Genomic DNA, 25,846 nt, shown 5'->3' on the forward strand with positions numbered 1-25,846 from the left:
GCTCGACTGCGGCTCAGGCTGTGCTGAGCATGCCTTCGCGCAGGCGGGCCAGAAGCCTGGAGATGAGACGGGAGACATGCATCTGGGAGACGCCGAGGTGCGCGCCGATCTGAGCCTGGCTGAGTTCCTCCACGAACCGCATGTGAATGATCTGCCGGTCGCGCTCGTCCAGTCCGGCGATCAGCGGGGCCAGCGCGTGCACGTTCTCGACGAGCTCCAGCGCCGTGTCCTCGGCCCCGATGAAGTCCTGTAGGGCGCTCTCACCATCGTCGCTGGTGCTGATGGCGGCATCCAGGGAGGCCGAGTTGTAGCCGTTGGCCGCCAGTTGGGCCTCGACGACTTCTCCCTCCGGCAGGCTCATCAGTTCGGACAGTTCCTTGACGGTCGGGGTCCGGCCCAGTCGGCTGTTCAGTTCCTCGCTCGCGCGGGCCAGTTGCAAGCGGGCTTCCTGGAGCCGCCGGGGCACGTGCACCGCCCAGGACGTGTCCCGGAAGAACCGCTTGATCTCACCCACGATGTACGGCACCGCGAAAGTGGTGAACTCGACCTCGCGCGACAGCTCGAAGCGGTCGATGGCCTTGATCAGGCCGATCATGCCGACCTGGACGATGTCCTCCATCTCCTCCGGACCACGGCTGCGGAACCGGCCGGCCGCATAGCGGACCAGGGACATGTTCATCTCGATCAGCGTGTTCCGGGCGTAGCTGTGCTCGGCCGTGCCCTCCTCCAACTGCGCCAGTTCGGCGAAGAAGCACCGCGACAGCTCGCGGGCGTCCCGAGGCGACACTTGGGCAGGCTCCGCGACCTCAGTCGAGACGCCTGTGTGCGTACGATTGGCCGTCGCCTGCGTGAGCACCATGATCTTCCCCTCTCCCGATGCCGACAGCGGCCGCCCGCGACCGCCGCCGGCCCACCGCCTACCCCGTCGCAGGCCCTCCATTCCTGCATGCGTGAAGGGCCCGGCCGGAGCCGGGCCCTTCTGTGAAACGCAGGGTGCGCTCAGGTCACCACCGGTACCAACGGCCTCGACCACCCCCGGTGCTCGTGGAACGCATCACAAAGCCGAGGAGCCACACCACCAGAACGGCGATGGCGACCCACCACAAGACCTTGAGTGCGAAACCGGCACCGAAAAGGATCAGGGCAAGAAGCAGAACCAGAAGCAGCGGAACCATAGTTATCAACCTCCCGCACTCCGAATGCCCTGCGATCCTGAATTCACGCACCAATAGAGCCTTGTTTATTGAGGCAGACGTTGGGCACACGGCTTATTTTTCTACTCAGCCTGTTCGCGGCGGGCGGTGGCGAAGCGGCGCTGGTAGGAGGCTGGGCTGATGGCCAGCTCGCGTGCGAAGACGCGGCGCAGGCTCTCGTAGCTCGGGAAGCCGGCCATGGATGCCGCCCGCGTCGCGGTGTACCCCTGGTCGAGGAGCGACTTCGCGATGTCGAAACGGATCGACTCGACGTAGCGGGCCGGGGTGGTGCCCAACTCCTCGCGGAACAACCTGGTGAGGTGACGCGTACTGACGTTGAGTCGCCCGGCGAGCTCGGCGAGGGAGTAGTTCCCGGCGGGATCCGCCGTGACCAGGTCGACGACCCCGCGCAGGGCGGGCGACCGGGGCGGCGGGCCCTGCATCGGGGCGGAGAACTGTGACTGACCGCCCGCTCGTTGCAGGTACACCACCAGGGAGCGGGCCACCTCCCGGCTGACGTCGGGGCCGTGGTCCTCCTCGACGAGGGCGAGCGCGAGGTCGATGCCCGCGGTCACGCCCGCCGACGTGTACGTCGAGCCGTCGCGCACATAGATGGCGTCGGGCTCGACGTGCGCCTTCGGGTGCCGGGCGGCGAGTTCGCCCGCGATCTTCCAGTGGGTGGTCGCCCGTTTGCCGTCCAGAAGGCCGGTGGCGCCGAGGACGAAGGCGCCGGAGCACACGGAGGCGATCCGCACGGCGCGACCTGCCAGGTCAGCGGCCGCTTCGGCCAGGTCGCGGGGGACGGGGGTTCTGGGGTGGACGTCGCCGCCCGGCATCAGAAAGGTGTCGGGGTCCGGCTCCGCGGCGGCGCTGCCGTCGACGGCGATGCGCATACCGATCGACGAAGTGACGTCGGCGCCCGTCGTCGACACCAGGGTGATCCGGTAGTCGGCGCCGAGCAGATTCGCCTCACCGAACACCTCGGCGGGGCCGGCGACGTCCAGCAGTTTGACCCCGTCGTAGACGAGAATCGCCACCCGATGCGTGCGGGAGCTCACAGGCCCATCCTGAGGTGACTGGATTCGAGTGGTTCATGGCCGTTCCGAGGCGGCGCCGGGGCCGGTGTCGGCGGCACCGTGGAGAGCGGGCGCAGGGTCCACTCGTATCGAATCGCACCGGAAAGCACGAGCATCATGACCGACATCATCGCAGGGGTGGAAATCCCGGAGACCTCGGCCGTCGCGGAGGCCACCGAGTTTCTTCGGGAGAGGACGAGCCCTCTGATCTTCCATCACTCCCGACGGGTATTTCTCTTCGGTTCCCTCCATGCGCGTGAACTGAATCGCCGGATCGATCCCGAGTTGCTCTACGTCGCGGCGATGTTCCATGACGCGGGGCTTTCGATCCCGTTCTCCGACACACAGCAGCGTTTCGAGCTGGACGGCGCCGACCACGCACGCAAGTTCCTGCTCGACCGCGGGTTCTCCGCGAGCGCCGCCGAGGTCGTGTGGAGAGCGATCGCCCTGCACACGACGCCGGGGATTCCCGGCCGGATGGAGCCCGAGGTCGCCGCCACGAATCACGGAGTGCTGACGGACGCGATCGGCTGGGGACTGGACAGGCTGGAAGGTGACGAGGTGGACGAGATCGTCGCCGCTCATCCACGTGGCGATTTCAAGAAGGAATTCCTACAGGCATTCGTGGACGGTCTCAAAGACCGCCCGGACACGACCTACGGGACCGTCAATGCGGACGTCCTGGAACACTTCGTTCCCGGTTTCCGCCGTACGTCCATGGTGGAACGCATCATCGAGGCTCCCTGGCCGCGGTGACCCGACGGCAGCCGACTCTCAAGCGGTATCCCTCTCCCCCACACCCCAAGAAGGGAATGCTCGTGCGAGCCATCACTGTCCGGGATCGCGAGGCCGGAATCACGGGGCTGACACTCGAGGACCTTCCTCATCCCCATGCCGCCGAGAACGACGTCATCGTGCGGGTGCACGCCGCGGGCTTCACCCGAGGAGAGCTCGAATGGCCCGGAACCTGGTCCGACCGCGCCGGTCGCGACCGCACCCCGAGCGTGCCCGGCCACGAGGTCTCGGGAGTGGTGACGGAAGTCGGATACGGAACGACCGGCCTCACGGTCGGCCAGCGTGTCTTCGGACCGACCGACTGGGCGCGCAACGGCTCGCTGGCCGAGTACGTCGCCGTGGAAGCCCGCAATCTCTCGCCGCTCCCCGCCGACATCGACCACACGGTGGCAGCCGCCCTGCCCATCTCCGGGCTGACCGCCTGGCAGGGCCTGTTCGACCACGCCCGTCTGAGCACCGGCCAGACCGTCCTGGTCCACGGCGCCGCCGGCGGTGTCGGTTCCATCGCCGTCCAGCTCGCTCACGAGGTAGGAGCCCGCGTGGTCGGCACGGGCCGCTCCGCCGACCGGGACACGGTCCTCGGCCTGGGCGCGCACGCGTTCCTGGAGGCCGACCGGCTGGAGGACGCGGGACAGGTCGACGTCGTGTTCGACGTGATCGGCGGCGACATCCTCGACCGCTCGGCCACCCTCGTGCGCCCCGGCGGCACGCTCGTCACCATCGCCCACCCGCCCACGGTGCGCCCCGACGAGGGACGCGCCATCTTCTTCGTCGTGGAGCCGGACCGCGCACGCCTCGCCGACCTCGCCCGGCGTCTGCGGGACGGCCGGCTCCGGGTACATGTCGGCGCGGTTCGGCCGCTGGCGGAGGCGGCCGACGCCTTCGCCCTGAAGCAGCGCGTCCCCGGCCGCACGATCATTCGCGTCGCAGAAGAATGACGGCTGGGGGGACGGCAGCGCCGGAGCCGTCCGCTCCCCCGCGGAGGGCGACCCCGGCGCGCCGTCCCCGTAGATCACCCGTTCGCCTCGCACACCGGGTCGTCCAGGGCGGTCACGGTGTAGGGCGGGGTGCCGGGTGGCTCGTCGTTCTGGCTGTTGACGACATAGAGACGGCAGTCGTGACGGGCCAGGGTGGTGGGCAGCTCGAAGCGGTCGCCGGTTACGCGGTGGACGACCGTTCCGCTGCGGAGCTGCGCATCCAGCCTGGCGATGTAAACGCCGTGCGGGGCTCCGTAGTTGAGTACGGCATAGAGGTTCCGGCCGTGGAGCACCATGCCGTCCGCGCCGAAGGAGTTGTCCCCCAGGTCGAGGCGGCTCACCTCGCGGGTAGCGGTGTCGATGCGCCAGACGGCCTCGGTCCCGTTGGAGGCGACGAGCAGGGTGCGTCCGGCCGGATCGGCGACGATCCCGTTGAGCAGCCAGTAACGGTCGGGGAAACCGGGGAACGCACCGCGTACATCTGCCCAGGGCTCCAACGGGCCGACCTCGCCCCCGTCCAGCGGTGCGCGCAGGACCACCGGGTTCGCCCAGTCCGTGACGTAGACGGCGTCGGGCGTGACGACCAGGTCGTTGAGGTCGGGGGCGCCGAGGGGACCCTCCGGCGCGTCCACCGCGTCGAGGAGACGGCCGTCCGGGGCGTGCACCGTGAGTCGCCCCTCGCCGACCGAGAACACCCGGCCCGTACGGTCGGTGTGAATGCCCCGCGAGCTGCCGCGGGCGGTCGCGCCGTCGGCGCGGAAGGGCCGCATCCGCGGTGATGTCACCCGACCTCGGTAGAGGGCGCCCGTTCCGTCGGAGGACACGTACATCGTGCCGTCGGGACGGACATCTATCCCCTCGGGGAGCACGCCTGCCGTCCGGGAGACGACGTAGCGATCGGGGAGCGGGCGGCAGGCGCCCTCGGCGGGGACGGCCGCGGCGCAGGTCAGGAGTGTCACGGCTGCAAGCGCCGGTGCGACGAGTCGGCGGGGTGCGGGCATCTGGCCTCCAGGGGGTCGGTGGCGCCCGGCGGACGCCCGTTCCGCACCCGAGGATTGCGGCCCGCCGGCCCTCCGCGCCCGCCCTTTCGGGCAGGGCCGAAATGCAGGTGCGCTCCGGTACTCTGCACCGCGTGTTACGGATACGGTTCGGCCCGGCCGACCTCGCCCGCGTCACCGTCGCCGCCGCACCCGACGTACTGCTGGAGACGGCCCTGAGTGTCCGGCATCTGGCCACACCGCCCTCGGGTCCGGCGACCCGCCGTGGCGAACTCACCGCTTGGCGGCGGGCCGTGAAGCCGGGGCTCGCGGCCCGCGCGGGGATCCTGGCCCGGCTGGTCCCGCCCGCTGGCTATCTGCCGGACTTCCTGTACCAGCCGACGGCCCGGGACGCCGTGACAGCGGCCGAACTGGCGGCCCAGACCCCGACGTCCCAGTTGGCCTCCGACCTTGGCCCACTGCACACGGTGGCCGGGGCGTCCGCGACACGGGAACTGGCGCAGGGCTCGAGCACGGCCCGGCGCAGACTGGTCGAGGACCTGACGCGCTATCACCGTTCGTCGCTCGCCCCGCTCTGGCCCGCCGTACTGAACGTGGCCGCTGCCGATCGCGCGCTGCGATCGGAGACCCTGCTGCGCGGCGGCGTCGAGGCGCTGCTCGCGACCTTGCAGCCGGGCTGGCGCTGGGCTCCTCCTGACCTGCTCGTCCCATTCGCCACCTCTCACACCGTGGAACTGTGCGGACGGGGACTGCACCTGATGCCCTCCTACTTCGCCTCGACCGCGATGCTGATCTACGACCCGGCGGCGCCGACGGTACTCGTACGCCCTCTGCCGGTCACCGACACCGCAACGCCTCCCGGTGATGTGCTCGGAGCGCTGCTGGGCCGGACCCGCGCCGGAGTGCTGGCGTCTTTGGCCACGCCCGCCGGGACCACGGCGCTCGCCGAGCGGGCCGAAGTGTCGGTCGCCACGGCCAGCGAGCACGCCACTGTGCTGCGTGCGGCGGGCCTCATCACGACGGTGCGCGACGGCAGCCGAGTCCTCCACGCCCTCACCCCGCTCGGCGAGGCACTGCTGGCCGGAGGGTGAGGGACGCGGGGCGGCCGGACGGAGGCCGTCGGCAGCTTCTGCACCAAGAGCACTGCGGATTCGAGTCCTGGGCACTCGGCTTGCGAGGAGTCAGGTGACACAGCACCCTCCTGGCCGCGGCTGTCCGCCGCCGCGGCGACAGTGCCGACGAGACAGAAGGAGCCACAGGCAGATGAGCACGCTCACCGGATGGGAACGAGCGCTTGAGCGCGCCGAGGAAGCACTCTGGGGGCATTTCACCCGCCGGGAACCCATCGATCTGGTGGCTGCGCTGAGGCGTGAATGCGACAGCAGTGCAGTGGTGTGCAGTCAAAGCCGTGTCGTGGTCCCGAACGCGTACGACGTGATGCTCGCGGAACACGTCCACGACGAACTCAACCGCAACGGCGCCCATGTCGGGCAGGCCCTCACCGACAAGCTGGCACAACACGGCGAACACCACGGATACGAATGGGCCGGACCGCTGGCCGTGCACGTCACCAGGGCCCGCGAGATCCCCAACGGCCGCTATCGAGTGACGAGCAGGGCGATGGCCAACGTCAGCGCCGACGGTTTCCAGTCCGACAGCCTCTGAGCACGGACGGTCGTCCTCACCGGCCAAAGATCGATCTCCGTCACTGACGACGGTGCTTCGCTGTGCCCGAGCGACTCGCCCGTTCGGCGGCGGTCACCTCGCTCGCGCTGCCGTCCCGGGATGTCGTTGACACGGATGTGTCCGTGCAGCGGGACGTCGTCGGCTCCGGACACTCAGCCGGCACAGGGAGCAGGACGGAGTATGCCTATGCATCGAATACGTGGGGTCAAGGCGGACGGAAGGCGCCGGACAGCGGTCATAGCGGCTGTCGTGGCCGGCTCGACGGTGCTGACCGGGTCGAACCTCACCTGGGCAGGCGGGGCACCCACGCCTGCCGCGTCCGTGGCACCGCTGGACTGGAGTCGGTGCGTGCCCGGCAGCGAGTTCGACTGCGCGACCGCGATGGTGCCTCTGGACTACAGCAAGCCAGGTGGTCGCACGATCGAACTGGCGGTCGTCAGACGTGCGGCGACCGACCCCCGTCGGCGCATCGGCACCCTGTTCTTCAACCCCGGCGGGCCGGGCGGCCCCGGAACGGTGCAGATGCCGCAGAACTACGAGAGGTTCCCGCGCGAGGTGCGGGAGCGGTTCGACATCGTCAGCTGGGACCCCCGCGGCATCGGCAACAGCACCGCCATGAACTGCTTCGCGAGCCCCGCGGAAGCCGCCGAGTGGAACGCGAGCAAGCCGGCCGGGTTCCCCGTGGACGCGAAGGAGCGGACAGCCACCTTCGCCGCGTACAAGGACCTGGCCCGGCGCTGTGAGCAGCGCGACCCCGAACTGATGCGCCATGTGTCGACCTCCGACACCGCCCGCGACCTCGACCGGCTCCGCCAGGCGGTAGGGGACCCGCAACTCACCTACCTGGGGATCTCCTACGGCACGATCCTGGCCGCCACGTACGCCAACCTGTTCCCCGACAAGGTCCGCGCCATGGTCCTGGACGGAAACTGGGACCCACAGGCCTGGACGAACCACGGTTCGGGCGACGACGCCCGCCTCACGAGCTTCATCCGCCTGCGCTCGGATCGCAGCGGGGGTGCGACCGTGGACAAGTTCCTGAGCCTGTGCGGGGCCACGACCACCGCGCGCTGCGCGTTCTCCGCGGGCAGCCCCGAGGCGACCCGAAAGAAGTTCGACCAGCTGATGCAGCGGCTGCGGAAGCATCCCGTGGGCGACTGGACCTACGCCGCCACGGTCTCCGACATCATGAACGGCCTCTACGTAGTCCATCCCGGGTGGACGGATCTCGCGGGCCGGTTGCAGGACCTGTGGCGGGGCCGCGTCCCCGAGCCGCCCGCCTTTCCGCCCCCGCCGGCGGTCCCGAATCCGAGTCCGTACGTGGGCGAGGAGCAGCCGACCTCGGTGCTCTGCGGCGACAGTCCGAATCCGCGTGACCCCGCTGTCTACCCGGTTCTGGAGAAGGGCGCCGCCGCCCGTGGGGGCGACGCGGGACGCCACTGGACCTGGGCCACCGCGGGGTGCACGTACTGGCCGCTCTCCCCCGACCGCTACCGCGGCCCGTGGAACAAGCCGACGGCACATCCCATCCTGGTCATCGGCAACGCCTACGACCCCTCCACCCCCGAATCGGCCGCCCGAGCGATGGCCAGCGAACTGGCGGACGCCCGCCTGCTCACCCTCAACGGCTACGCGCACACCGCGCTGCTCAACCCCAGCAGCTGCATCCAGGCCCACGAGAGCCGCTATCTCATCGACGGTGTTCTCCCGCCGCCCGGGACGACGTGCCGGGAGCAGGACACGCCTCCCTTCGCCACTCCCAAGCCGAGCGGCGGCATCGCCACCGGCGGCGGTGGCTTGGCCGACAGCACGTCCTGAACACCGGTTCGTCACGAGGCCGGCAGGGGCCGCGGCCCGCTCACGTCTCCGCCGCCGGCGCGTATGCCTCCGCCGCGAGCCCGAAGGTCCATGCCACACCCTCCCTCGCCGTCCGCGTCGAGGGAGGTACGCGTAGCCAGTAGGTGCGTCGTGTTCCGTCCGGTTCGGGGGTGGAGTTGAGGACCTCCACCATCACCACGGGTTCGTCGTCGACCAGGTCGATCCGCCACAGGGTGCCTGTCTCGTCCTGGTGGAGGGGTCGGGCTCCCGAGTCGGTCAGGTAGCGGTCGTAGCCGTAGTACTCCAGCATCACGCGCCGGAGTTCGGCGTTCTCCTCGGCGCGGATGCGGTCCGGCGTCAGGGTGGCCAGTCCGGCGAGGAATTCCGCGGGGACGGGCATGCCGCGCCAGGCGTGCAGGGCGAAGCCGTCGGGGTAGGCCAGGGCGGGGCCGTCGCCGTGGTCGAGTCGGCCCGCCTCGTCGCGGTGCAGGGCCACGGGCCGCTCGGAGAGGACCGCCACTCGGGCGTAGGGCCACCACCAGCCGGCGTTGCGGCAGACCGCCGCGAGTGCGTCGAGGGGGCCGTCGTCGGCGGGGAACGCGGCGAGCCACGGCGCGTCGTGCTGTCCGAGCACGGCGTCCAGGAGGAACAGCCGGATCTCGGCGGCTTCCTTGCCGGTGTCCCGGCCGGCGAGGTCCTCGATGACGCCGGTGCGGATCCGGTCCACCAGGGCCTGGGTGGACTCCCAGAGCCGTCCGCCCGTCGCCGCCCAGTGCGCCGACCAGCCGGCAGCCCCCAACTCGGCGTACAGGGAACGTCTTTGCCTTGCCCAGGGTGCACTGCGCACAGCGTCCCGTACGCTCACGCCGCGGTCCGCCAGGTCTTCCCTCAGCAATGTGACGGCCGCTCGCGGCGAACCCACCCACACCACTCGCTCCGGTTCGGCGAGTCCCGCCAGCCGGTAGGCCCGCCGGACACCGGCCTCGGCGGCCGCGCGGTCGGCGGGACCGGTCGCCGAGGACCAGGCACGCCACGGCCCGAGCTCGCCGGAGGCGATGTTCTCCAACGCGGTCGCCTCCGCCCCGGTCCGCTCCACCTCGACCCCCGCCACCTCGACCCCTGCCACCTCGGTCCTCTCCACGTCGGTCCCCTCAATGTCGGTCGCGGATCCGGAGTCCGTCGTGGTCATCTGCCCCTCCACCTTTCGCCCGTCCACCTTTCGCCCCTGCATCCTTTGCCCATGCACCCGTTGTCCTGCCGGCCTCAGGCGTTCAGTCCGCCACGATCCGCACGGACCCGGGCACGTACTCCCGTTGCCGGATCACCCGGTACCAGCCCTTGGGGAGCGCGATCGCCGCGTGTTCCTCGTGCACGACCCGGCCGCCCTGGGGCAGACGCAGCAGCAGCGGGCCGAACGGCCCCGGCTCCCGTATCAGTTCGCCCGGGCCGACGATCGCGTGAGCGTGGCCGGTGACCTCGCCCAGCGCCAGCACGAGCCGGCCCCGCCCGTCGCGCTGCTCCCTCGGAGCGTGTGCCACGTGCGCCGGCACCGTCTCCTCCGTCACCGGCACGATCAGCACGTCTCCCTGTCGGTACATGGCTGTCCCCCCACCGCCGGGTGCACCGCGCACCGGCCTCATGACCACGACCGTAGGCGGCACCACTGACAACGCCCCGAACCCCGCCCCGCCGCACGCGGTTGTCAGTGGCTGTTGGTAGAACTGCCGACATCACAGACCGCACACTCTTTCTCCTCGGGAGAGGCCGCATGACCATCGGTGACCACCTCGACCAGCTCCACGGGCTTCCCGCGCACACGTTTCCGGGCCCGGACGAGACGACGGACGACCTCCCCGAGCCGGACACCGTCGCCTGGCGGATCACCAGCGACGTGTACGACGCCGACGAGGAGTGGCCGAAGGCGTTCGCCCGGTTCTGCGCCGCCGTCGACACCACTCGGGTGCGGGCGCTGATAGTCGGGGCCTGGCAGGAGGCCTACGACTCCGACCCCTCCGAGGTCATCGAGGCGCTGGTGGCCGCCCGGGACCGTTTCCCCGCGCTGCGTGCGCTGTTCCTCGGCGACATGGTGATGGAGGAGTGCGAGATCTCCTGGATCAACCAGGGCGACGTCTCCCCGCTCCTCGCCGGGTTCGAGGCGCTGGAGGAGTTCGGTGTGCGGGGCGGCTCGGGGCTGGAGTTCACGGCACTGAGCCACAACAAGCTGCGCAGGCTCGTCGTGGAGACCGGCGGGCTGCCCGCCGAGGTGGTACGCGGCATAGGCGCGAGCGACCTGCCCGCCCTGGAGTACCTCGACCTGTGGCTCGGCACGCCCGACTACGGCGGCGACAGCGAGGCCTCCGACCTGGAGCCGATCCTGTCGGGCGCACGGCTGCCGCGCCTGCGTCATCTGGCGCTGCGCAACAGCGAGATGCAGGACGCCGTGGCCGCGGCGGTGGCCTCCGCGCCCGTGGTGGAGCGCCTGGAGGTGCTCGACCTGTCCATGGGTGTGCTGACCGACGAGGGTGCCGCTGCGCTGCTGGGCGGTCAGCCCCTGACGCATCTGAAGGCGCTCGACCTGCACCATCACTACCTGAGCGCGGCGGTCGAGGAGAGGGTGCGCCAGACCATGGCGACCGCGGGCGTGGAGGTCGACCTCGACCGCGACGACGCGGAGGAGGACACGGAGGACGACGGCACGGTGTGGCGCTACGTCGCGGTGGGCGAGTGACCACACCCTCCGTGGCCCCGCCTGCCTCCGGTGTCGCCGGGTCGCGGTTCGCCGTGGTCGGCAATCCCGAGAACCGGCGGGTGTCGCTCTTCGCGGACGCGGTGCGCGCGGCCGGCCTGCCCGGCCCGCGCGTCGTGGCCTGGAGCGACGTCCTGCTCGAGGGGGGAGCCGACTTCGCCTCGGACGAGATCGTGCGGGTCGACTCCCCCGGCGAGAATCCCGAGGTCGACCGGCTGTTGCGCGGCGCGACGGATCCCACCCGGGTCGAGGGCTCGGCCCGCTGGTACGCCCGCTTCACCGGCGCGCTGCGCACCCTGCGCGGCGGCATCCGGCTCGACTACCCCGGCGATCTCGCCGTGCTGTTCGACAAGCGAGCCTGCCACGGCGTGCTCGACACGGCCGGTGTGCCGGTGCCCGCCTCGCCGACCTCGGGGCCGGGCGGGGCGCCGGTGCGCGGCTGGGACGACGTACGGGCGCTGATGCGCGAGCACCGGATGCCCCGGCTGTTCGTCAAGCCCGCGCACGGGTCGTCGGCGTCCGGCGTCCTCGCCGTCGAGGCGGGCGGCGGCCGGATCAGGGCCACCACGTCCGTCGAACTCGCGGCGGACGGGACGCTGTACAACTCCCTTCGGGTGCGTCGTTACGACAGCGAGCGGGACATCGCGACCATCGTCGACGCGCTCGCTCCCGACGGGCTGCACCTGGAGCGCTGGGTACCGAAGGCCTCCCAGCACGGCCGGGCCGCGGACCTGCGCGTGGTCGTGGTGAGCGGGCGAGCCACGCACGCCGTGGTCCGCACCAGCCGAACGCCGCTGACCAATCTGCACCTGGGCGGCAGCCGCGGTGACCTTGCCGTCGCCCGGGACGCCGTCGCCGCGGCAGGTGGCCGTTGGTCCGACGTACTGGAGGTCTGCGAGCGGGCCGCGTCCTGCTTCCCACGGACCCTGTGCGTCGGCGTGGACCTGCTGCCGGCGATCGGCTGGCGCAGGGCCTTCGTCGGCGAGGTCAACGCCTTCGGGGACCTGCTGCCCCGGCTGACCGGGCTGCCGGGCAGCGGCGCGGAGGGCCTGGACACGTATGCCGCGCAGGTGAGGGCCGCCCTGCGCGAGCCGGCTCCGCACGGTCAGCTCAACCCGCCCCGTCCGGCGGCCTCCGGCAGGGCCGCGCGCAGGCCGTACAGAACAGGAACGTCCCATGCCTGAGCCCGACATGCAGCAACTTCCCACGCCTGTAACCGACTTGCGGGAAGGCATCATGTCCGAGCCCGACATGAACGAGGTCGTCGGCCATCACGACATCCTCCTGGTCACCCTCGACACGCTGCGTCACGACGTGGCCGTCGAGCTGGCGGCCGAGGGGCGCATCCCGAACCTGGCCCGCCACCTGCCCGGCGGCCGCTGGGAGAAGCGTCACGCGCCCGGCAGCTTCACCTACGCCTCACACCAGGCGATCTTCGCGGGCTTCCTTCCCACCCCGGCCGAACCGGGACCGCATCCAAGGCTGTTCGCGGCGAGCTTCGCCGGCAGCGAGACCACGGCCGACGGCACCTTCGTCTACGACACCCCCGAGTTCGTGTCCGGGCTCGCCCAGCGGGGCTACCGGACCGTCTGCATCGGAGGCGTCGGCTTCTTCAACCAGCAGGGTCCGCTCGGCACCGTACTGCCCGGCCTGTTCCAGGAGGCGCACTGGGAGAGGGAGTTCGGCGTGACCTCGCCGCACTCCTTCGAGAACCAGGTCGCCCGCGCCGAGCAGGTCGTCGCCGGCCTCCCCGCGGAGCAGCGGCTGTTCCTCTTCGTCAACGTCTCCGCGCTGCACCAGCCCAACTGGTTCCACTTGCCCGGCGCGACCCGCGAGGCCGGTGACACCCGCGAGACGCATGCGGCGGCGCTGGAGTACGTCGACAGGCACATCGGCCGGCTCTTCGCCGCCGCGAGTTCCCGGCGCCGCTGCTTCGCGATCGTCTGCTCCGACCACGGCACCGCCTACGGCGACGACGGCTACACCGGCCACCGCCTCGGCCACGAGTCCGTATGGACCGTGCCGTACGCCCACTTCTTCCTCGACCCAGCCAAGGCCCCGCGATGACGACCGCCCAGCTCACCAGCCCGTACCAGCACTACGTGTACGCCTACCCGCACAAGACCGCCTACCGCCGGCTCTCCGACCGGCCCACGCTGAAATCCCTGTGGGCGGCGCAGGACAAGAGCGCCATGGCCCTCTACCTGCACATACCGTTCTGCGAGGTTCGCTGCGGCTTCTGCAACCTCTTCACCCGCATCGGCGCCCCCGACGGCCTGACCACCGCCTACCTCGACGCCCTTCAGCGGCAGGCCGACGCCGTACGCGAGGCGCTCGGCGGCAGGGAGCCGGTGCGGTTCGCCACGGCGGCCTTCGGCGGAGGCACCCCCACCTTCCTCACCGCGTCCGAGCTGGAACGCCTCTGCGACATCGCCGAGCAGGGCATGGGCGCCGACCTGCATGCGATCCCGCTGTCGGTCGAGGCCTCCCCCGCCACGGCCACCGCGGACCGCCTCGCGGTGCTGGCCGAGCGCGGCACCACCCGGCTGAGCCTCGGCATCCAGAGCTTCGTCGACTCCGAGGCCAGGGCCGCCGTACGCCCGCAGCGCCGCGCCGATGTCGAGGCCGCGCTGGCCCGGATACGCGACACGACCATCCCGGTCCTCAACATCGACCTCATCTACGGCATCGACGGTCAGACCGAGCAGACCTGGCTGCGCTCCCTGGACGCGGCGCTCGCCTGGCAGCCGGAGGAGCTGTACCTCTACCCGCTCTACGTGCGGCCCCTGACCGGACTCGACCGCCACCGCACGGACGCTGAAGGCCCCGATCCGGCCTGGGACGCCCAGCGGCTGAGCCTGTTCCGCGCGGGCCGGGACCATCTCCTCGCCCGCGGCTACACCCAGCAGTCGATGCGGATGTTCCGCCGCACCGACGCCCCGCAGCAGGGCGCCGACGACTACGCCTGCCAGAGCGACGGCATGATCGGCCTGGGCTGCGGCGCCCGCTCGTACACGGCCGACGTGCACTATTCCTTCGACTACGCGGTCGGCATGCACGAGATCCGCGGGATCATCGACGACTACGTCGCCACCACCGACTTCGCCCACGCCGAGGTCGGCTACCGCATGGACCCGCACGAGGCGCGCCGCCGGCACCTGTTGCAGTCCCTCCTTCAGGCCGATGGTCTACCCGTCGACGACTACCGGGCCCGCTTCGGCACCACACCCCTCGACGACTTCGGGCCCGAACTCCATCGCCTGGCCGACCGGGGCTGGCTGGCCGAGGCCGACTCGGCGCAGTTGCGGCTCACCTCTGAGGGGCTCGCCCACTCGGACGCCGTCGGACCCGACCTGTTCTCCCCCGCCGTCCGGGCCGCCATGGCCGCGTACGAAAGGAAGTGACCGGCCCGCCATGGATCTGACCGTCCTCTACCGCGGCCCGCTCGCCTCCTGCGACTACGACTGCCCCTACTGCCCGTTCGCCAAGCGACGCGACTCGACCGCTCAACTGCGCGCCGACCGGGCCGCCCTGGAACGCTTCGCCCGTTGGGCGGCCGACAGCGACGACCAGTTGTCCCTGCTGTTCACCCCATGGGGCGAGGGCCTGGTCCGCTCCTGGTACCGGCGCACCCTCGCCGAGCTGTCGCACCTGCCGCACATCCGCCGCGTCGCCATCCAGACCAACCTCAGCTGCCGCACCGACTGGCTCGCGGACGCCGACCCGGAAACCCTGGCCCTGTGGTGCACCTACCACCCCGGTCAGACCCCCTACGACCGCTTCCTGGCCAAGTGCCGTGACCTCGCCGACCGCGGGTTCCGTTTCAGCGTCGGTGTGGTCGGCCTGCCGGAACACCTGGCGGCGGCCCGCCGCCTGCGCGCCGAGCTGCCTGCACACGTGTACCTGTGGATCAACGCCGCCGAGGGCCACACCTACGGGGACGCCGAGGCCGACGACTGGACCGCACTCGACCCCCTCTTCCCCTACAGCCGCCACCCGCACGCCAGCGCCGGCCTGCCCTGCCGCACCGGGGAGTCCGTGATCTCGGTCGACGGGGACGGCACCGTCCGCCGCTGCCACTTCGTCCGAGCCGAACTCGGCAACCTCTACGACGGCTCCTACCGCGCCGCCCTGCGCCCCCGCCCCTGCCCACTGGCGGTCTGCGACTGCCACATCGGCTACGTCCACCTCGAAACGCTCCCGCTCTACGACGTGTTCGCCGGCGGAGTCCTGGAGCGCATCCCGGCCCACCCACCTGCCAACGCCATGACCATCACGCCCCGGAGGAGCCGCGACGCCGGCTGAGCGATGAGATCGCGAAGAGACCCGCTGGGGCCGCGTTCGACTCGTTCCGTAAGATCACCGCATGCCCGCTGCCGAACGTGTGACCCGGTCCGCGCTTTCCCGTCGCCTCAAGCCGATATCCGCCCCTCAGCCGATGCCGCAACTGCCTGAGCGGATCTGGTCGGACGAGGACTGGGAGCGGATCCAGCACGGCTACGCGGCGCGGGACATGGACGAGAAGTGGAACGTCTTCGCGGAAGGCGAGGTCGTCTTCCTGCACCGGAGCTGGACCGGTCGCGGAGTCTTCGAGGCGACCTTCGCGCCGGTGGACGAAGGTGGTTGGCGGATCGCTCGCGCGGTCGTGGAACGCGATCCCAAGCGCTACCGGAACCTGGACGACGCCTACGACTGCCTCATGCTCGAGCTGGTGATCAGCGCCATCGTGCTGGGCGAACCCGCGCAAGACCTCCGCGCGAAGATGGTCGAGTTGACGCGCCGGGAGCGCGGGGCGGCCGATGCGCCCGCCGGGGTGATTCAGCACAGCGCGCTGGGGCTGCGCTCGGATTCGTAGCCGGCCGTTCATGACGGTCGGGCAGTCGTCCGGCCGCCCGCGCCTGCTTTGGTGCGCTACCTCTGGACAGGTCCCTGTGGGCGTGCTGTCATGCCAACGGCGGGAATTTCCAACGTTGTAGAGACGCGCGCCGACAATGCGCCTGCTTCAGCCGCGCTGCCAGTGCCCCCTGAAGCCGAGACAACGTTGTCCCCCTCACCGGCTCTCTTCCGGAAGGCAGGTCATCCACATGTCCATCAGCAGACGGGCGTTGCTGGGCGCGGGCTCGTTCTCGCTGGGAGCCGTGGCTCTCGGCACCCCGTTCGCCGGAGTCGCGGCCGCGGCGCCCGCTCCGTCGGCGGAGACCCGCGTGCCCGACAAGTTCCACAGGCTTCGGCCGGGCAGCGTCACCGCCCGTGGCTGGCTCGCCGGGCAGCTCCGACTTCAACTCGACGGTCTGTGCGGCCGCTTCGAGACCGGCTCCCACTTCCTCGACTTCGCGGCGACCGGCTGGGTGCACCCCGAACGCAATGCCTGGGAGGAGGTCCCCTACTGGCTGCGCGGCTACATTCCGCTGGCCATCGCCACGCGCGACTCCGCTGCACTGGCCAGGTCGCGCGAGTGGGTGGACGCCATCCTCGCCACACAGCAGAGCGACGGGTTCTTCGGACCACGCGCCCTGCGCACCTCCCTCAACGGCGGCCCCGACTTCTGGCCCTTCCTGCCGCTGCTGCAGGCCCTGCGCAGCCACGAGGAGTACACCGGCGATCAGCGCGTGGTGCCCTTCCTGGTCCGCTTCCTCCGCTTCATGAACGCCCAGGGGCCGGGCGCCTTCAACACCAGCTGGGTGTCCTATCGCTGGGGCGACGGCCTCGACATCGCCGTATGGCTCTACCGCCGTACCGGTGAGGCGTTCCTGCTCGACCTCGCTGCCAAGATGCACACCCACGGAGCCGACTGGACCGGCGCCACGCCCAGCCGGCACAACGTGAACATCGCCCAGGGCTTCCGTGAGCCCGCCCAGTACGCGCAGTTGGTCGAGTCCGCCGACCTCACCCGGGCGACGTACCGTGCCTACGACACCGTCATGGCCGAGTACGGCAGGTTCCCCGGCGGCGGAATGGCCGGGGACGAGAATTACCGGCCCGGTTTCGCGGATCCCCGCCAGGGCTTCGAGACCTGCGGCATCGTCGAGTTCATGGCCAGCCACGAGCTGCTGACGCGGATCACCGGTGATCCCGTTTGGGCGGACCGCTGCGAGGACCTGGCGTTCAACATGCTCCCCGCGTCCCTCGACCCGCGCGGCACCTCCATCCACTACATCACCAGCGCCAACAGCATCGACCTCGACAACCGGACCAAGACGCAGGGGCAGTTCCAGAACGGGTTCGCCATGCAGGCCTTCCAGGCCGGCGTCGACCAGTACCGCTGCTGCCCCCACAACTACGGCATGGGATGGCCGTACTTCACCGAGGAGCTCTGGCTCGGCACCCCCGACGGCGGACTCGCCGCCGCGCTCTACGCGCCCAACACCGTCCGCACCCAGGTCGCGGGCGGCACGACCGTGACCGTCACCGAGACCACCGACTACCCCTTCGGGGACACGGTCACCCTCATCGTCTCCACGCCCCGCCCGGTGCGGTTCCCCCTGCACCTGCGCATCCCCGGCTGGTGCCGCGGCCCGGAACTCCGCGTGAACGGCGCTGCGGTCGCCGCCTCGGACGGCCCGTCGTGGGCACGCGTGGAACGCACCTGGCGCGAGGGCGACGTCGTCCGCGTCCGCTTCCCCCAACAGACCCGGCTGCGCACCTGGCCCGGTCAGCACGGTTCAGTGAGCGTCGAGAGAGGGCCGCTCACGTACTCCCTGGACCTCGGGGAACGCTACGACCGCATCGGCGGCACCGACACCTTCCCCGCCTACGAGGTCCACGCCAGGACCCCGTGGAACTACGGCCTGGTCCCGGACACGCAGCTCGACTTCACGCGGACCGGTTCGGCCGTACCGGACCAACCCTTCACTCCGCAGGCCTCGCCCGTACGGATCTCGGCGCGGGCACGGCGCGTACCCGAGTGGATCGCGGACGACGAGCACGTCGTCGCCCCGCTCCAGGACAGCCCGGCCCGCAGCTCCGCAGCCGTGGAAACCGTCAGCCTCGTCCCTTCGGGCGCGGCCCGGCTTCGAATCACCTCCTTCCCCACGGCAGCCCCCGACGGCAGGCAGTGGACCCCGGAGCCGCCCTTCCGCCGTCTCGCGAACCAGCACAGCGGCAAGGTCCTCGCCGTGGACGGGATGTCGACGGCCAACAGCGCCCGTGTCGTGCAGTTCGCCAACACCGGTACCGGCGACCACGCCTGGCAGCTCATCGACAAGGGCGACGGCTGGTGTCTGATCCGCAACGGCCACAGCGGAAAGGTCCTCGGCGTGGACCGCATGTCCACGGAGAACAGCGCCATCGTCGTGCAGTTCGAGGACAACGGCACCGCCGATCACCTCTGGAAGCTGATCGACAACGGCGACGGCTGGTACCGCGTCCTCAACAAGAACAGCAACAAGGTGCTCGGCGTGGACCGGATGTCGACCGCCGACAGCGCGCAGGTGGTCCAGTTCGACGACAACGGCACTGCTGATCATCTGTGGCGGTTCCTGTGAGTGCTTAGCGGACTCACTCCAGGAACAGCAGCGCCGGTGAGGGACGGTGGGCCGCGGCCGGACGCTCGCACGCCGTTCCCCGGCACCAGCAGGCCGCGGGGCGGCGCGCGGCGTCAGGTGATGTTCGGCTGTAGCTCGGCCGCCGACGCCCGCCGCTTCCAGTCCGGGTGGGCCGGCATCGCGTCCACGACCTCCGCGGGCATGGGGCGGTACACGGCGTAGGAGGACCTGTCCAGCAGGTGCGGAAGCAGGTCCGCCGGGGTGGCCGTGTTGAGCGAGAGTCCGCGTGCCCAGGCACTCAGCAGCTTCTGCGTGGGCTGCGTGCCTTGGAACAGCGACTCCCAGGCAGCCACATGCTCCTCGGAGGTCTCCGCGCCGACATGACGCCACGCGACGTACGGCAGCGTGGCCTACTCCACCGGCCAGTCCCCCACGACCAACAACCCGGCCCGCGTCAGGAGTTCGGCTGCCACGTCTTTGCCACTCATGATCACAACCCCCTCGGAGCAGTCCGCCCGATCCGGACCACACCAGCTCGAACCCTGGAGTACGACACCGACCTTCGCCTGCCGTACTCCGGCGTCCGGCGGGAGGCCGGGATGACGCCGATGCCGCAGGTGGCAGGGTCACATCGCGCAGTTCGCCCAGGCTGCGGAGAGTCCCTCTGGAATGGCCGGCACATCGCCGCAGCCGTGTGCGCCGCGAGGGAACGCGTCGCTGGTGAGATAACTCCAGCCGCTCCCGTTCGTGCTGCGGAAGTACTTGGTGACGCTGCCCTCGTCCTGCATGCCCACGAGTTCCTCCTGGGTCGCGCCGGAGGTGGCCTGGAAGCGGGTGGCGGCGTAACGGACGCCGTCGCACTGGCCGTAGAAGAACTGGTCCGGCGCAGGCTGGATATGGACAAAACGTGGAAAGGCACGCCGGTACGCCTCGGTCACGGCCGCCTTCACCTCAACGCTCGCCGCCAGATTGCGGCAGCCTGGCCGACTCGCGGGCGTTGCGGGTGCCCGCGTCGGAGTGGCGGATGGAGCCTTGGTGGTGGTGGGCGTCGGTGTGCGTGCGGCGGTCGGCGGTGCCGTGGTGGCGACGGCGGAGCGCGCGGGCTTGCCGGTGGCCGCGCTGCTCGAAGAGGTGCTGGGCGGCCCGGCCACCGAAGGCGAGGACGAGGAGGGGGCGTCGGCGTCGGCACGGGGGCCCGACGATTCCTGGCACCCTGCCAGCAGCAGGACTCCGCCCATCACCACTGTCACCGACGTACCTCTGAGACCGGGCACGGCAAGTCCTCTCTTCGAACGCTCAGGCCACGGTCATGTGCCTTTGTGGCCACCGTGACCAGGAGATGCGGCGGCCGCCTGCGGTTGCTGGTGATCAGGAGTCGTTCCTAGACACACGAGCCCCAGAGGAGGTTGTGGGCGATGACGTGCGATGTGATCTCGATTTCGTAAACGGACTCGCACCGGGGGGAGATGTGTCCGGTGCCCATCCACACGTGCTCCGCGTACCGCCAGCCGTGGACCTCAGACTCTCGGCCGCGTCCCAGCGTCTGGTGAAGGGGGCGCCCCAAGAGCCACTCACAGAGCGGCTCTTGGGGCGGGTTTTCGATCTTCGCCCCGCGGTGGCCCGGCACGCTCAGTCGAACTGCTCGATCAGTTCGTGCAGACAGGCGCGGTACGCCTCGACGTTGCGGAGCTTGACCTCCTCGAAACCGCGGACCATGTCGGGCAGCGAGGCGATCTGGACGGCCACCGCGTGATTGGCGGGGGTGAGACCGGCGAGCAGGTGGGTGACGCGCTCTGCGTAGTCGTCGAGGAGCTCTCGCTCGACCTTGCGCACATGGGCCCGGCCGAAGGGGTCCAGAGCGGTTCCCCGCAGTCGCCGCATGCCGTACAGGGCGGTGAAACCGGGCCGGAACCAGCCGCCGAGCCTGATCTTGCGCCGCATGCCGAGGGCTCGCAGTACCGGCGGCTGCAGGTTCCACTGCGCCCGCGCCCCGGGGCCGAACTGCTCGGTCACCTCGGCTGCGACACCCTCGTCGAGGGCCAGGCGGGCCACTTCGTACTCGTCCTTGTAGGCCATCAGCTTGAACAGGTTCCTGGCCACGGCCGTGGTCAGGTCCTCGGCGCCCGGGACGATCTCCCGCTCGCGCTCACGGACCGCGGCCACCGTTTCGGCGTAGCGGGCGGCGTACCGCGCGTCCTGATATGCCGTCAACTCGTGCACGCGGCGCGCCACGAGCGGCGTGGTGTCGGGGCCCAAGGGCGCGACCGCCGGTGTGAGGGAGTCATCGGCCGGAAGCGAGGCCGCCACCGCGCTCCGGTCCGCGACCCACAGACGGCCGTAGCGGAACGCCTGGAGGTTCGCCTCGACCGCGACACCGTTGATGCGGACCGCCTCCTCGATGGCGTCGGCCGGCAGCGGCAGGGCGCCCAGCTGGAAGCCGACGCCGATCAGGAAAGTGTTGAGGTACTGGTCGTCGCCCAGCAGCGCCAGCACCGTCTCCCGCGCGTCCAGTACCTCCGCGCCGGGGCGCACCCGCGCCAGCAGCCGCTCACTCATGGCCGCGGTGTCGGGGAAGGTCTGACGGACGTCGGCGACCATGTGACCGGTCGCGACCCGTGCGGTGTTGAGCACCGCGACCGTCCGGTCGGGCGAGGTCACGGCGAGGTTGGCTTCGTCGGCGGCCACCAGGATGTCGCAGCCGAGGTAGAGGTCGCACTCGCCGGTACCCAGCTTGTTGGTACGCCCCTCCCCCGCACGGTGGAAGCGGATGTCGGAGACGACCGCGCCGCCCTTCTGCGCCAGTCCGGTCTGGTCCAGCGAGCGCGGCGTCCAGCCGGCGAGCAGGCCCGCGGTGGCGAGGATCTGGGAGACGGTCACCACGCCGGTTCCGCCGACGCCGGTCAGTCGTACGCCGAAGTCGCCCGTGACGGTGGGGACGGGGTCGGGAAGGGGTGTGTCACCGAGAACCCGCGGATCGCGGGCCGTAGCACCGGCGGCACTCTTCGCCGTTTCGACGCCGGTGATCGTCATGAACGCCGGGCAGTCGCCCTTCAGACAGCTGTAGTCGACGTTGCACGACGCCTGGTGGATCTGCGTCTTGCGGCCGAACTCGGTCTCGACCGGCTGGACCGACAGGCAGTTGGACTTGTGCCCGCAGTCGCCGCAGCCCTCGCAGATGCGCTCGTTGATGAACACCCGGGTGGTGGGCTTGTCGAGCTTGCCGCGCTTCCACTTGCGCCGCTTCTCGGTGGCACACTCCTGGTCGTGCACCAGGACGGTGACGCCGGGCGTCCCGGCCAGCTCACGCTGGGCCTCGTCCATCCGGCCGCGGTCCCAGACCTTCACGTCGTGCGGCAGCCGCGCGCGCCGGGTCCGGCGGACGTCGTCGGTGGTGACGATGATCCGGGCCACGTTCTCGGCGCGCAGGACGTCCACGATCTGGCGGAGGTTCATGGCACCGACCGCGCTCTGGCCGCCGGTCATGGCGACGGCGGAGTTGTACAGCAGCTTGTAGGTGATGTTCACCCCGGCGGCCACGGCGGCCCTGATGGCCAGCGAGCCGGAGTGGTCGAAGGTGCCGTCACCGAGGTTCTGGAGGTAGTGCTCGCGCTCGATGTACGGCGCCATGCCGATCCACTGCAGGCCCTCGCCGCCCATCTGGGAGAGGCCGGTGACGGCGCCGACCTGTTCCTCGTCCATGAGCAGGACCATGGCGTGACAGCCGATGCCACCGCCGACCAGCGAGTCGTCGGGCACCTTGGTGGAGCTGTTGTGCGGGCACCCGGAGCAGAAGTAGGGGGCTCGCTTGGGAAGGCTGATCACCGGGAGCTGGGTGCGGCCGTCGATGCGCTCGGGGTGCTGCCGCTTCACCGGGACGCCTTGGGCGGCGAGTTCACGGGCGAGGGGGCGCACGAGGGTGTCGGCGTCCAGTTCGCCGTACGACGGGATCAGTTCCCTGCCCTGCTCGTCCTCCTTGCCCAGAACCCGCGGCGCACCGGCGCGCCCGTAGAGGGCTTCGCGCACGGCGGTCTCGATGAAGGAGCGCTTCTCCTCGACGACGATGATCCGGTCGAGTCCGTCGGCGAACTCGACGATCGTCTCGGTGTCCATGGGGTAGGGCATCGAGATCTTGAGGAGCCGGATGCCGGCCTCGGTCAGCCGTGCGTCGGTCAGGCCGAGCCGGTCGAGCGCACCTCGCAGCTCGCGGTAGGTGCGGCCGGAGGCGACGATGCCCGTGACGTCGTCGTCGCCGCGCAGTTCGATCCGGTTGAGCCGGTTGAGCCTGCAGTACTCCCGGGCGAGCCGCAGCCGGGTCGTCATCAGGTCCCGTTCCAGCGGACCGAGGGTGGGCTGCAGGAGGCGTGCGGTCGGCTGATGGCGGCCCGAACCCACGGGGAGGGCCGGCGCCGGGCGCTCGGCTCCGAGGTCGACGAGCGAGGAGCCGTCGGCGACGGCGGTCACGATCTTCAGTCCGGCCCAGAGACCGCTGGCGCGTGACAGCGCCACCGCGTGCAGTCCGAGGTCCAGCACCTCCTGGGAGTCGGACGGGTAGAGGTACGGGACGGCGAGGTCCATCAGCGCCAGTTCCGAGGAGCAGGGCACGCTGGACGACTTCGCGGCCGGGTCGTCGCCCACGAGCACCAGGGCACCGCCCGTGGGGTGGGCGCCCATGAGGTTGCCGTGCCGCAGGGCGTCGGTGGCCCGGTCCAGGCCGGGTGCCTTGCCGTACCAGATGCCGAGTACGCCGTCGCGTGTGGCGCCGTCGAGGGTGTTGACCAGCTGGCTGCCCTGCACCGCGGTGGCCGCGGCCTCCTCGTTGAGGCCGGGCACGTGTCGCACGTCGTTGGCGTCCAGCAGAGACCGCAGACGGCCCAGCTCCAGGTCGTAGCCGGCCAGCGGCGAACCCTCGTAACCGGAGATGAAGGTGGCGACGTCCTTGCCGGCGGCGAGATCGCGCCGGTGCTGGTCGATCGGCAGCCGCGCCAGTGCCTGTATGCCGGTGAGCTGCACGCGACCGGCCGTGGCCTGGTAACGCCGTCGCGGGTCGACCGGTACCCCGTCGCGTTCATCTTCGTGCGGACGGGATTCGGCACTGGCGAAGGTCGTCATCTCGCCTCCTGTTCATGCTTGAGGAGCGCAGACGGCTGCGCTGGGCACAGTTGCACCAGCATGGGCCCGTGGCCCGCTCGCAGCGCCGAGAACTGAGCCGATGGATCAGAACGACCTCACCATTGCTGGGCCACGTGATCCATCGGCTCAGGACAGAGGTGCGTCCGGCCTTTGAGGAGCCGCCTTCGTGTCGTCGGACGCCAGATCCTGGGCGACCAGGGACAGCAACGAGGTGATGCGGCTGGGCAGCCGCTCGCTGAGGACGATCTCCGTACGGCAGCGCACCACACCGGGCAGTTGCAGGAAACGCTGGATGATCTCCTCGACGTGCTCGGTGTCCCGGGCGGCGACACGGCACAGCACGTCGCCTTCCCCGGCCGTCGTGTGCGCTTCCAGGACCTCGTCGACCAGCACCAGGGCCCGGGTCACCCGGACAAGCTGGCCCTGCGCCAGATGGAGATGGACGAACGCCAGGATGGGAAAGCCGAGCTGCGCCGGCGAGATCCGGGGCGCATAGTCGGTGATCACACCGAGCCGCTCCAGCCGGCTCATCCGCGTGTGCACCGTTCCCCGGGCTATACCGAGCGTGCGAGCGAACTCGCGCATCCCCGCTCGGGGCCGGGTCAGGAGTTCTCGCAGGATGGACACATCCAGAGAGTCGAGAGCAGCCACGATGACCTCGCAATGTCTCCGTGAGGAAGGGGTGTTGAGCGTGACGGTCCGGGTCGCGGCTCTCGTGGTGCCTTCGTGATCGACGGACACCCGGCTACGCCTTGGCCGCCGACCGAGTGCCGATGGTAATGCAAATCGCCGGATACTTAAACGGTGGGACGAGAGGGAACCCGTCCGATGGGCCAGTGGCCCAATCAGAGGCAGAGATTCCTTTCCATGCGTCCCTTGCAGCCGCCGAACGCTCTCCTCGCGCCGGCCTTAGCCTTGGCTTGTGCACGGCCGCTGCCGAGATCGCCGGTCCGGGGTTCCGGATCGCGAGGTGAGCGAGGAGTCCCATGGGTCTGCCCGGTATTCGGTCCTCGTCGCTGGAGACGATCGGCGGGACGCCACTGGTACGCCTGAGTCGTGTCGTACCCGAGGGAGCGGCCGACGTGCTGGTCAAGGTGGAGGGGAGCAACCCCACCGGCAGCTACAAGGACCGGATGGCTCTGGCCATGATCGAGGGTGCGGAGCGGCGCGGTGCCCTGCGCCCCGGGCAGCGGGTCGTGGAGTTCACCGGTGGCAGTACGGGGTCCTCCTTGGCCTTCGTCTGTGCCGTGAAGGAGTACCCGCTGTCCATCGTGACCTCGGACGCGTTCGCACCGGAGAAGCTGCGCACGATGGGGGCGTTCGGTGCGGATGTGACCGTGGTGCCCAGCGACGGGGGCCAGATCACGCCCGACCTCTTCGTGCGGATGCGCGAAGAGGTCGACCGGGTCATCGAGCGCGAGGGCGCCTTCTGGACCGATCAGTTCCACAATGTCGATGCCCTCACCGGTTATGCGGTCCTCGGTCGCGAGATCCTTCAGCAGGCCGGTGGCGACGGTGTGGCGGTGGATGTCTTCTGCGCCGGCGTCGGCACGGCCGGAATGTTCGCCGGCGTCTCCGCAGCGTTGCGCGAGAGTGGCGGTCCGGTACGCGCAGTCGCCCTTGAGCCGACGTCTTCACCGATGCTGACCGCCGGCAAGGCCGGACCGCACCGGGTGGAAGGGATCGCCACCGGGATCGTCCCGCCGTTGCTCACACCCGACTCGTACGACGAAGCCCGCGCCATCGACGAGGCGGAGGCCCGCCGACTGGCCCTGCCGCTCGCTCGGCAGGAAGGCATCTTCACCGGCACCTCAGGCGCGCTCAACGTCGCCGGCGCGCTGCGCCTGGCCAGTGAGATCGGGGAGGGCCGCATCGTTGTGACCGTCGCCCCGGACACCGGGCTCAAGTACCTCACGGGCGATCTGTTCATGGACTGACCTCAC

General features: G+C 70.5%; 24 protein-coding genes. 13 read left to right on the plus strand and 11 right to left on the minus strand.

Annotated elements, in window-relative coordinates; all coding sequences use genetic code 11:
• Window positions 1-13: 13 nt before the first annotated feature.
• The 3 genes from PGH47_RS00770 to PGH47_RS00780 form a co-directional block, all read right to left on the minus strand.
• A complete protein-coding gene (locus PGH47_RS00770; RefSeq protein WP_271661704.1) occupies window positions 14-859 on the minus strand; it encodes an RNA polymerase sigma factor SigF in 846 nt (281 codons plus the stop codon).
• A 145-nt stretch (window positions 860-1,004) separates the two neighbouring features.
• A complete protein-coding gene (locus tag PGH47_RS00775) occupies window positions 1,005-1,175 on the minus strand; it encodes a hydrophobic protein (RefSeq protein ID WP_107906367.1) in 171 nt (56 codons plus the stop codon).
• A 101-nt stretch (window positions 1,176-1,276) separates the two neighbouring features.
• Window positions 1,277-2,251 (minus strand): GlxA family transcriptional regulator, encoded by a 975-nt coding sequence (locus PGH47_RS00780; protein ID WP_271661705.1) that lies wholly within the window; start codon window positions 2,249-2,251, stop codon window positions 1,277-1,279.
• Between the two features lie 135 nt (window positions 2,252-2,386).
• Between PGH47_RS00780 and PGH47_RS00785 the strand changes: the two genes are divergently transcribed.
• The gene (locus tag PGH47_RS00785) at window positions 2,387-3,025 is read left to right on the plus strand and encodes an HD domain-containing protein (RefSeq protein ID WP_271661706.1); all 639 of its coding nucleotides are present in this window, start codon (window positions 2,387-2,389) and stop codon (window positions 3,023-3,025) included.
• A gap of 62 nt (window positions 3,026-3,087) precedes the next feature.
• Complete coding sequence (locus PGH47_RS00790; protein WP_271661707.1) at window positions 3,088-4,002, plus strand: NADP-dependent oxidoreductase; 915 nt, start codon at window positions 3,088-3,090, stop codon at window positions 4,000-4,002.
• 74 nt (window positions 4,003-4,076) lie between these two features.
• Here PGH47_RS00790 and PGH47_RS00795 read toward each other — a convergent pair whose 3' ends face one another.
• A complete protein-coding gene (locus tag PGH47_RS00795) occupies window positions 4,077-5,000 on the minus strand; it encodes an SMP-30/gluconolactonase/LRE family protein (protein ID WP_271661708.1) in 924 nt (307 codons plus the stop codon).
• 173 nt (window positions 5,001-5,173) lie between these two features.
• Between PGH47_RS00795 and PGH47_RS00800 the strand changes: the two genes are divergently transcribed.
• The 3 genes from PGH47_RS00800 to PGH47_RS00810 all read left to right on the plus strand — a co-directional run bounded on the left by PGH47_RS00800 (window position 5,174) and on the right by PGH47_RS00810 (window position 8,543).
• Window positions 5,174-6,130 (plus strand): ArsR/SmtB family transcription factor, encoded by a 957-nt coding sequence (locus PGH47_RS00800; protein ID WP_271661709.1) that lies wholly within the window; start codon window positions 5,174-5,176, stop codon window positions 6,128-6,130.
• 172 nt (window positions 6,131-6,302) lie between these two features.
• Window positions 6,303-6,704 carry a DUF3662 domain-containing protein gene (locus PGH47_RS00805; protein WP_271661710.1) on the plus strand — a complete coding sequence of 134 codons (402 nt, stop codon included), beginning with the start codon at window positions 6,303-6,305 and terminating at the stop codon, window positions 6,702-6,704.
• A gap of 207 nt (window positions 6,705-6,911) precedes the next feature.
• Complete coding sequence (locus PGH47_RS00810; protein WP_271661711.1) at window positions 6,912-8,543, plus strand: alpha/beta hydrolase; 1,632 nt, start codon at window positions 6,912-6,914, stop codon at window positions 8,541-8,543.
• A gap of 40 nt (window positions 8,544-8,583) precedes the next feature.
• Here PGH47_RS00810 and PGH47_RS00815 read toward each other — a convergent pair whose 3' ends face one another.
• The gene (locus tag PGH47_RS00815; RefSeq protein ID WP_271661712.1) at window positions 8,584-9,732 is read right to left on the minus strand and encodes a DUF6745 domain-containing protein; all 1,149 of its coding nucleotides are present in this window, start codon (window positions 9,730-9,732) and stop codon (window positions 8,584-8,586) included.
• An 82-nt stretch (window positions 9,733-9,814) separates the two neighbouring features.
• Window positions 9,815-10,141: a hypothetical protein gene (locus PGH47_RS00820; RefSeq protein WP_271661713.1), complete on the minus strand. Its 327-nt coding sequence runs from the start codon at window positions 10,139-10,141 to the stop codon at window positions 9,815-9,817.
• Window positions 10,142-10,311: 170 nt separating this feature from the next.
• Between PGH47_RS00820 and PGH47_RS00825 the strand changes: the two genes are divergently transcribed.
• The 7 genes from PGH47_RS00825 (at window position 10,312) to PGH47_RS00855 (ending at window position 18,773) form a co-directional block, all read left to right on the plus strand.
• Window positions 10,312-11,271, plus strand: coding sequence for an STM4015 family protein (locus tag PGH47_RS00825; protein WP_271661714.1), 960 nt, complete (start codon window positions 10,312-10,314; stop codon window positions 11,269-11,271).
• The gene (locus tag PGH47_RS00830; protein ID WP_271661715.1) at window positions 11,268-12,473 is read left to right on the plus strand and encodes an STM4014 family protein; all 1,206 of its coding nucleotides are present in this window, start codon (window positions 11,268-11,270) and stop codon (window positions 12,471-12,473) included. The genes PGH47_RS00825 and PGH47_RS00830 overlap by 4 nt, the downstream gene beginning before the upstream one ends.
• Window positions 12,474-12,540: 67 nt before the next feature.
• On the plus strand, window positions 12,541-13,356 hold the full coding sequence (locus PGH47_RS00835; protein WP_271667940.1) for an STM4013/SEN3800 family hydrolase: 816 nt from the start codon (window positions 12,541-12,543) through the stop codon (window positions 13,354-13,356).
• Window positions 13,353-14,693, plus strand: a complete 1,341-nt coding sequence (locus PGH47_RS00840; protein ID WP_271661716.1) for an STM4012 family radical SAM protein — start codon at window positions 13,353-13,355, stop codon at window positions 14,691-14,693. Before PGH47_RS00835 ends, PGH47_RS00840 begins: the two co-directional genes overlap by 4 nt.
• Before the next feature lie 10 nt (window positions 14,694-14,703).
• The gene (locus PGH47_RS00845) at window positions 14,704-15,594 is read left to right on the plus strand and encodes an STM4011 family radical SAM protein (RefSeq protein WP_271661717.1); all 891 of its coding nucleotides are present in this window, start codon (window positions 14,704-14,706) and stop codon (window positions 15,592-15,594) included.
• A 133-nt stretch (window positions 15,595-15,727) separates the two neighbouring features.
• A complete protein-coding gene (locus PGH47_RS00850; RefSeq protein ID WP_271667941.1) occupies window positions 15,728-16,144 on the plus strand; it encodes a hypothetical protein in 417 nt (138 codons plus the stop codon).
• 229 nt (window positions 16,145-16,373) lie between these two features.
• On the plus strand, window positions 16,374-18,773 hold the full coding sequence (locus tag PGH47_RS00855) for a beta-L-arabinofuranosidase domain-containing protein (RefSeq protein ID WP_271661718.1): 2,400 nt from the start codon (window positions 16,374-16,376) through the stop codon (window positions 18,771-18,773).
• A 113-nt stretch (window positions 18,774-18,886) separates the two neighbouring features.
• Here PGH47_RS00855 and PGH47_RS00860 read toward each other — a convergent pair whose 3' ends face one another.
• The 5 genes from PGH47_RS00860 to PGH47_RS00880 form a co-directional block, all read right to left on the minus strand.
• Complete coding sequence (locus PGH47_RS00860) at window positions 18,887-19,126, minus strand: hypothetical protein (protein ID WP_271661719.1); 240 nt, start codon at window positions 19,124-19,126, stop codon at window positions 18,887-18,889.
• 273 nt (window positions 19,127-19,399) lie between these two features.
• The gene (locus PGH47_RS00865; protein ID WP_271661720.1) at window positions 19,400-19,711 is read right to left on the minus strand and encodes a hypothetical protein; all 312 of its coding nucleotides are present in this window, start codon (window positions 19,709-19,711) and stop codon (window positions 19,400-19,402) included.
• A gap of 13 nt (window positions 19,712-19,724) precedes the next feature.
• The gene (locus PGH47_RS00870; RefSeq protein WP_271661721.1) at window positions 19,725-19,985 is read right to left on the minus strand and encodes a hypothetical protein; all 261 of its coding nucleotides are present in this window, start codon (window positions 19,983-19,985) and stop codon (window positions 19,725-19,727) included.
• A gap of 417 nt (window positions 19,986-20,402) precedes the next feature.
• Entirely contained in the window at window positions 20,403-23,882 is a 3,480-nt protein-coding gene (locus PGH47_RS00875) for an indolepyruvate ferredoxin oxidoreductase family protein (RefSeq protein WP_271661722.1), read from the minus strand.
• 147 nt (window positions 23,883-24,029) lie between these two features.
• On the minus strand, window positions 24,030-24,554 hold the full coding sequence (locus tag PGH47_RS00880; RefSeq protein ID WP_271661723.1) for an Lrp/AsnC family transcriptional regulator: 525 nt from the start codon (window positions 24,552-24,554) through the stop codon (window positions 24,030-24,032).
• A 335-nt stretch (window positions 24,555-24,889) separates the two neighbouring features.
• Here PGH47_RS00880 and PGH47_RS00885 point away from each other — a divergent pair, with 335 nt between their 5' ends.
• Window positions 24,890-25,840: a PLP-dependent cysteine synthase family protein gene (locus PGH47_RS00885; protein WP_271661724.1), complete on the plus strand. Its 951-nt coding sequence runs from the start codon at window positions 24,890-24,892 to the stop codon at window positions 25,838-25,840.
• Window positions 25,841-25,846: the final 6 nt, after the last annotated feature.

Origin of the sequence: Streptomyces sp. HUAS 31, assembly GCF_028198125.1 — a bacterium.
In the GTDB taxonomy this organism is placed as follows: domain Bacteria; phylum Actinomycetota; class Actinomycetes; order Streptomycetales; family Streptomycetaceae; genus Streptomyces; species Streptomyces chartreusis.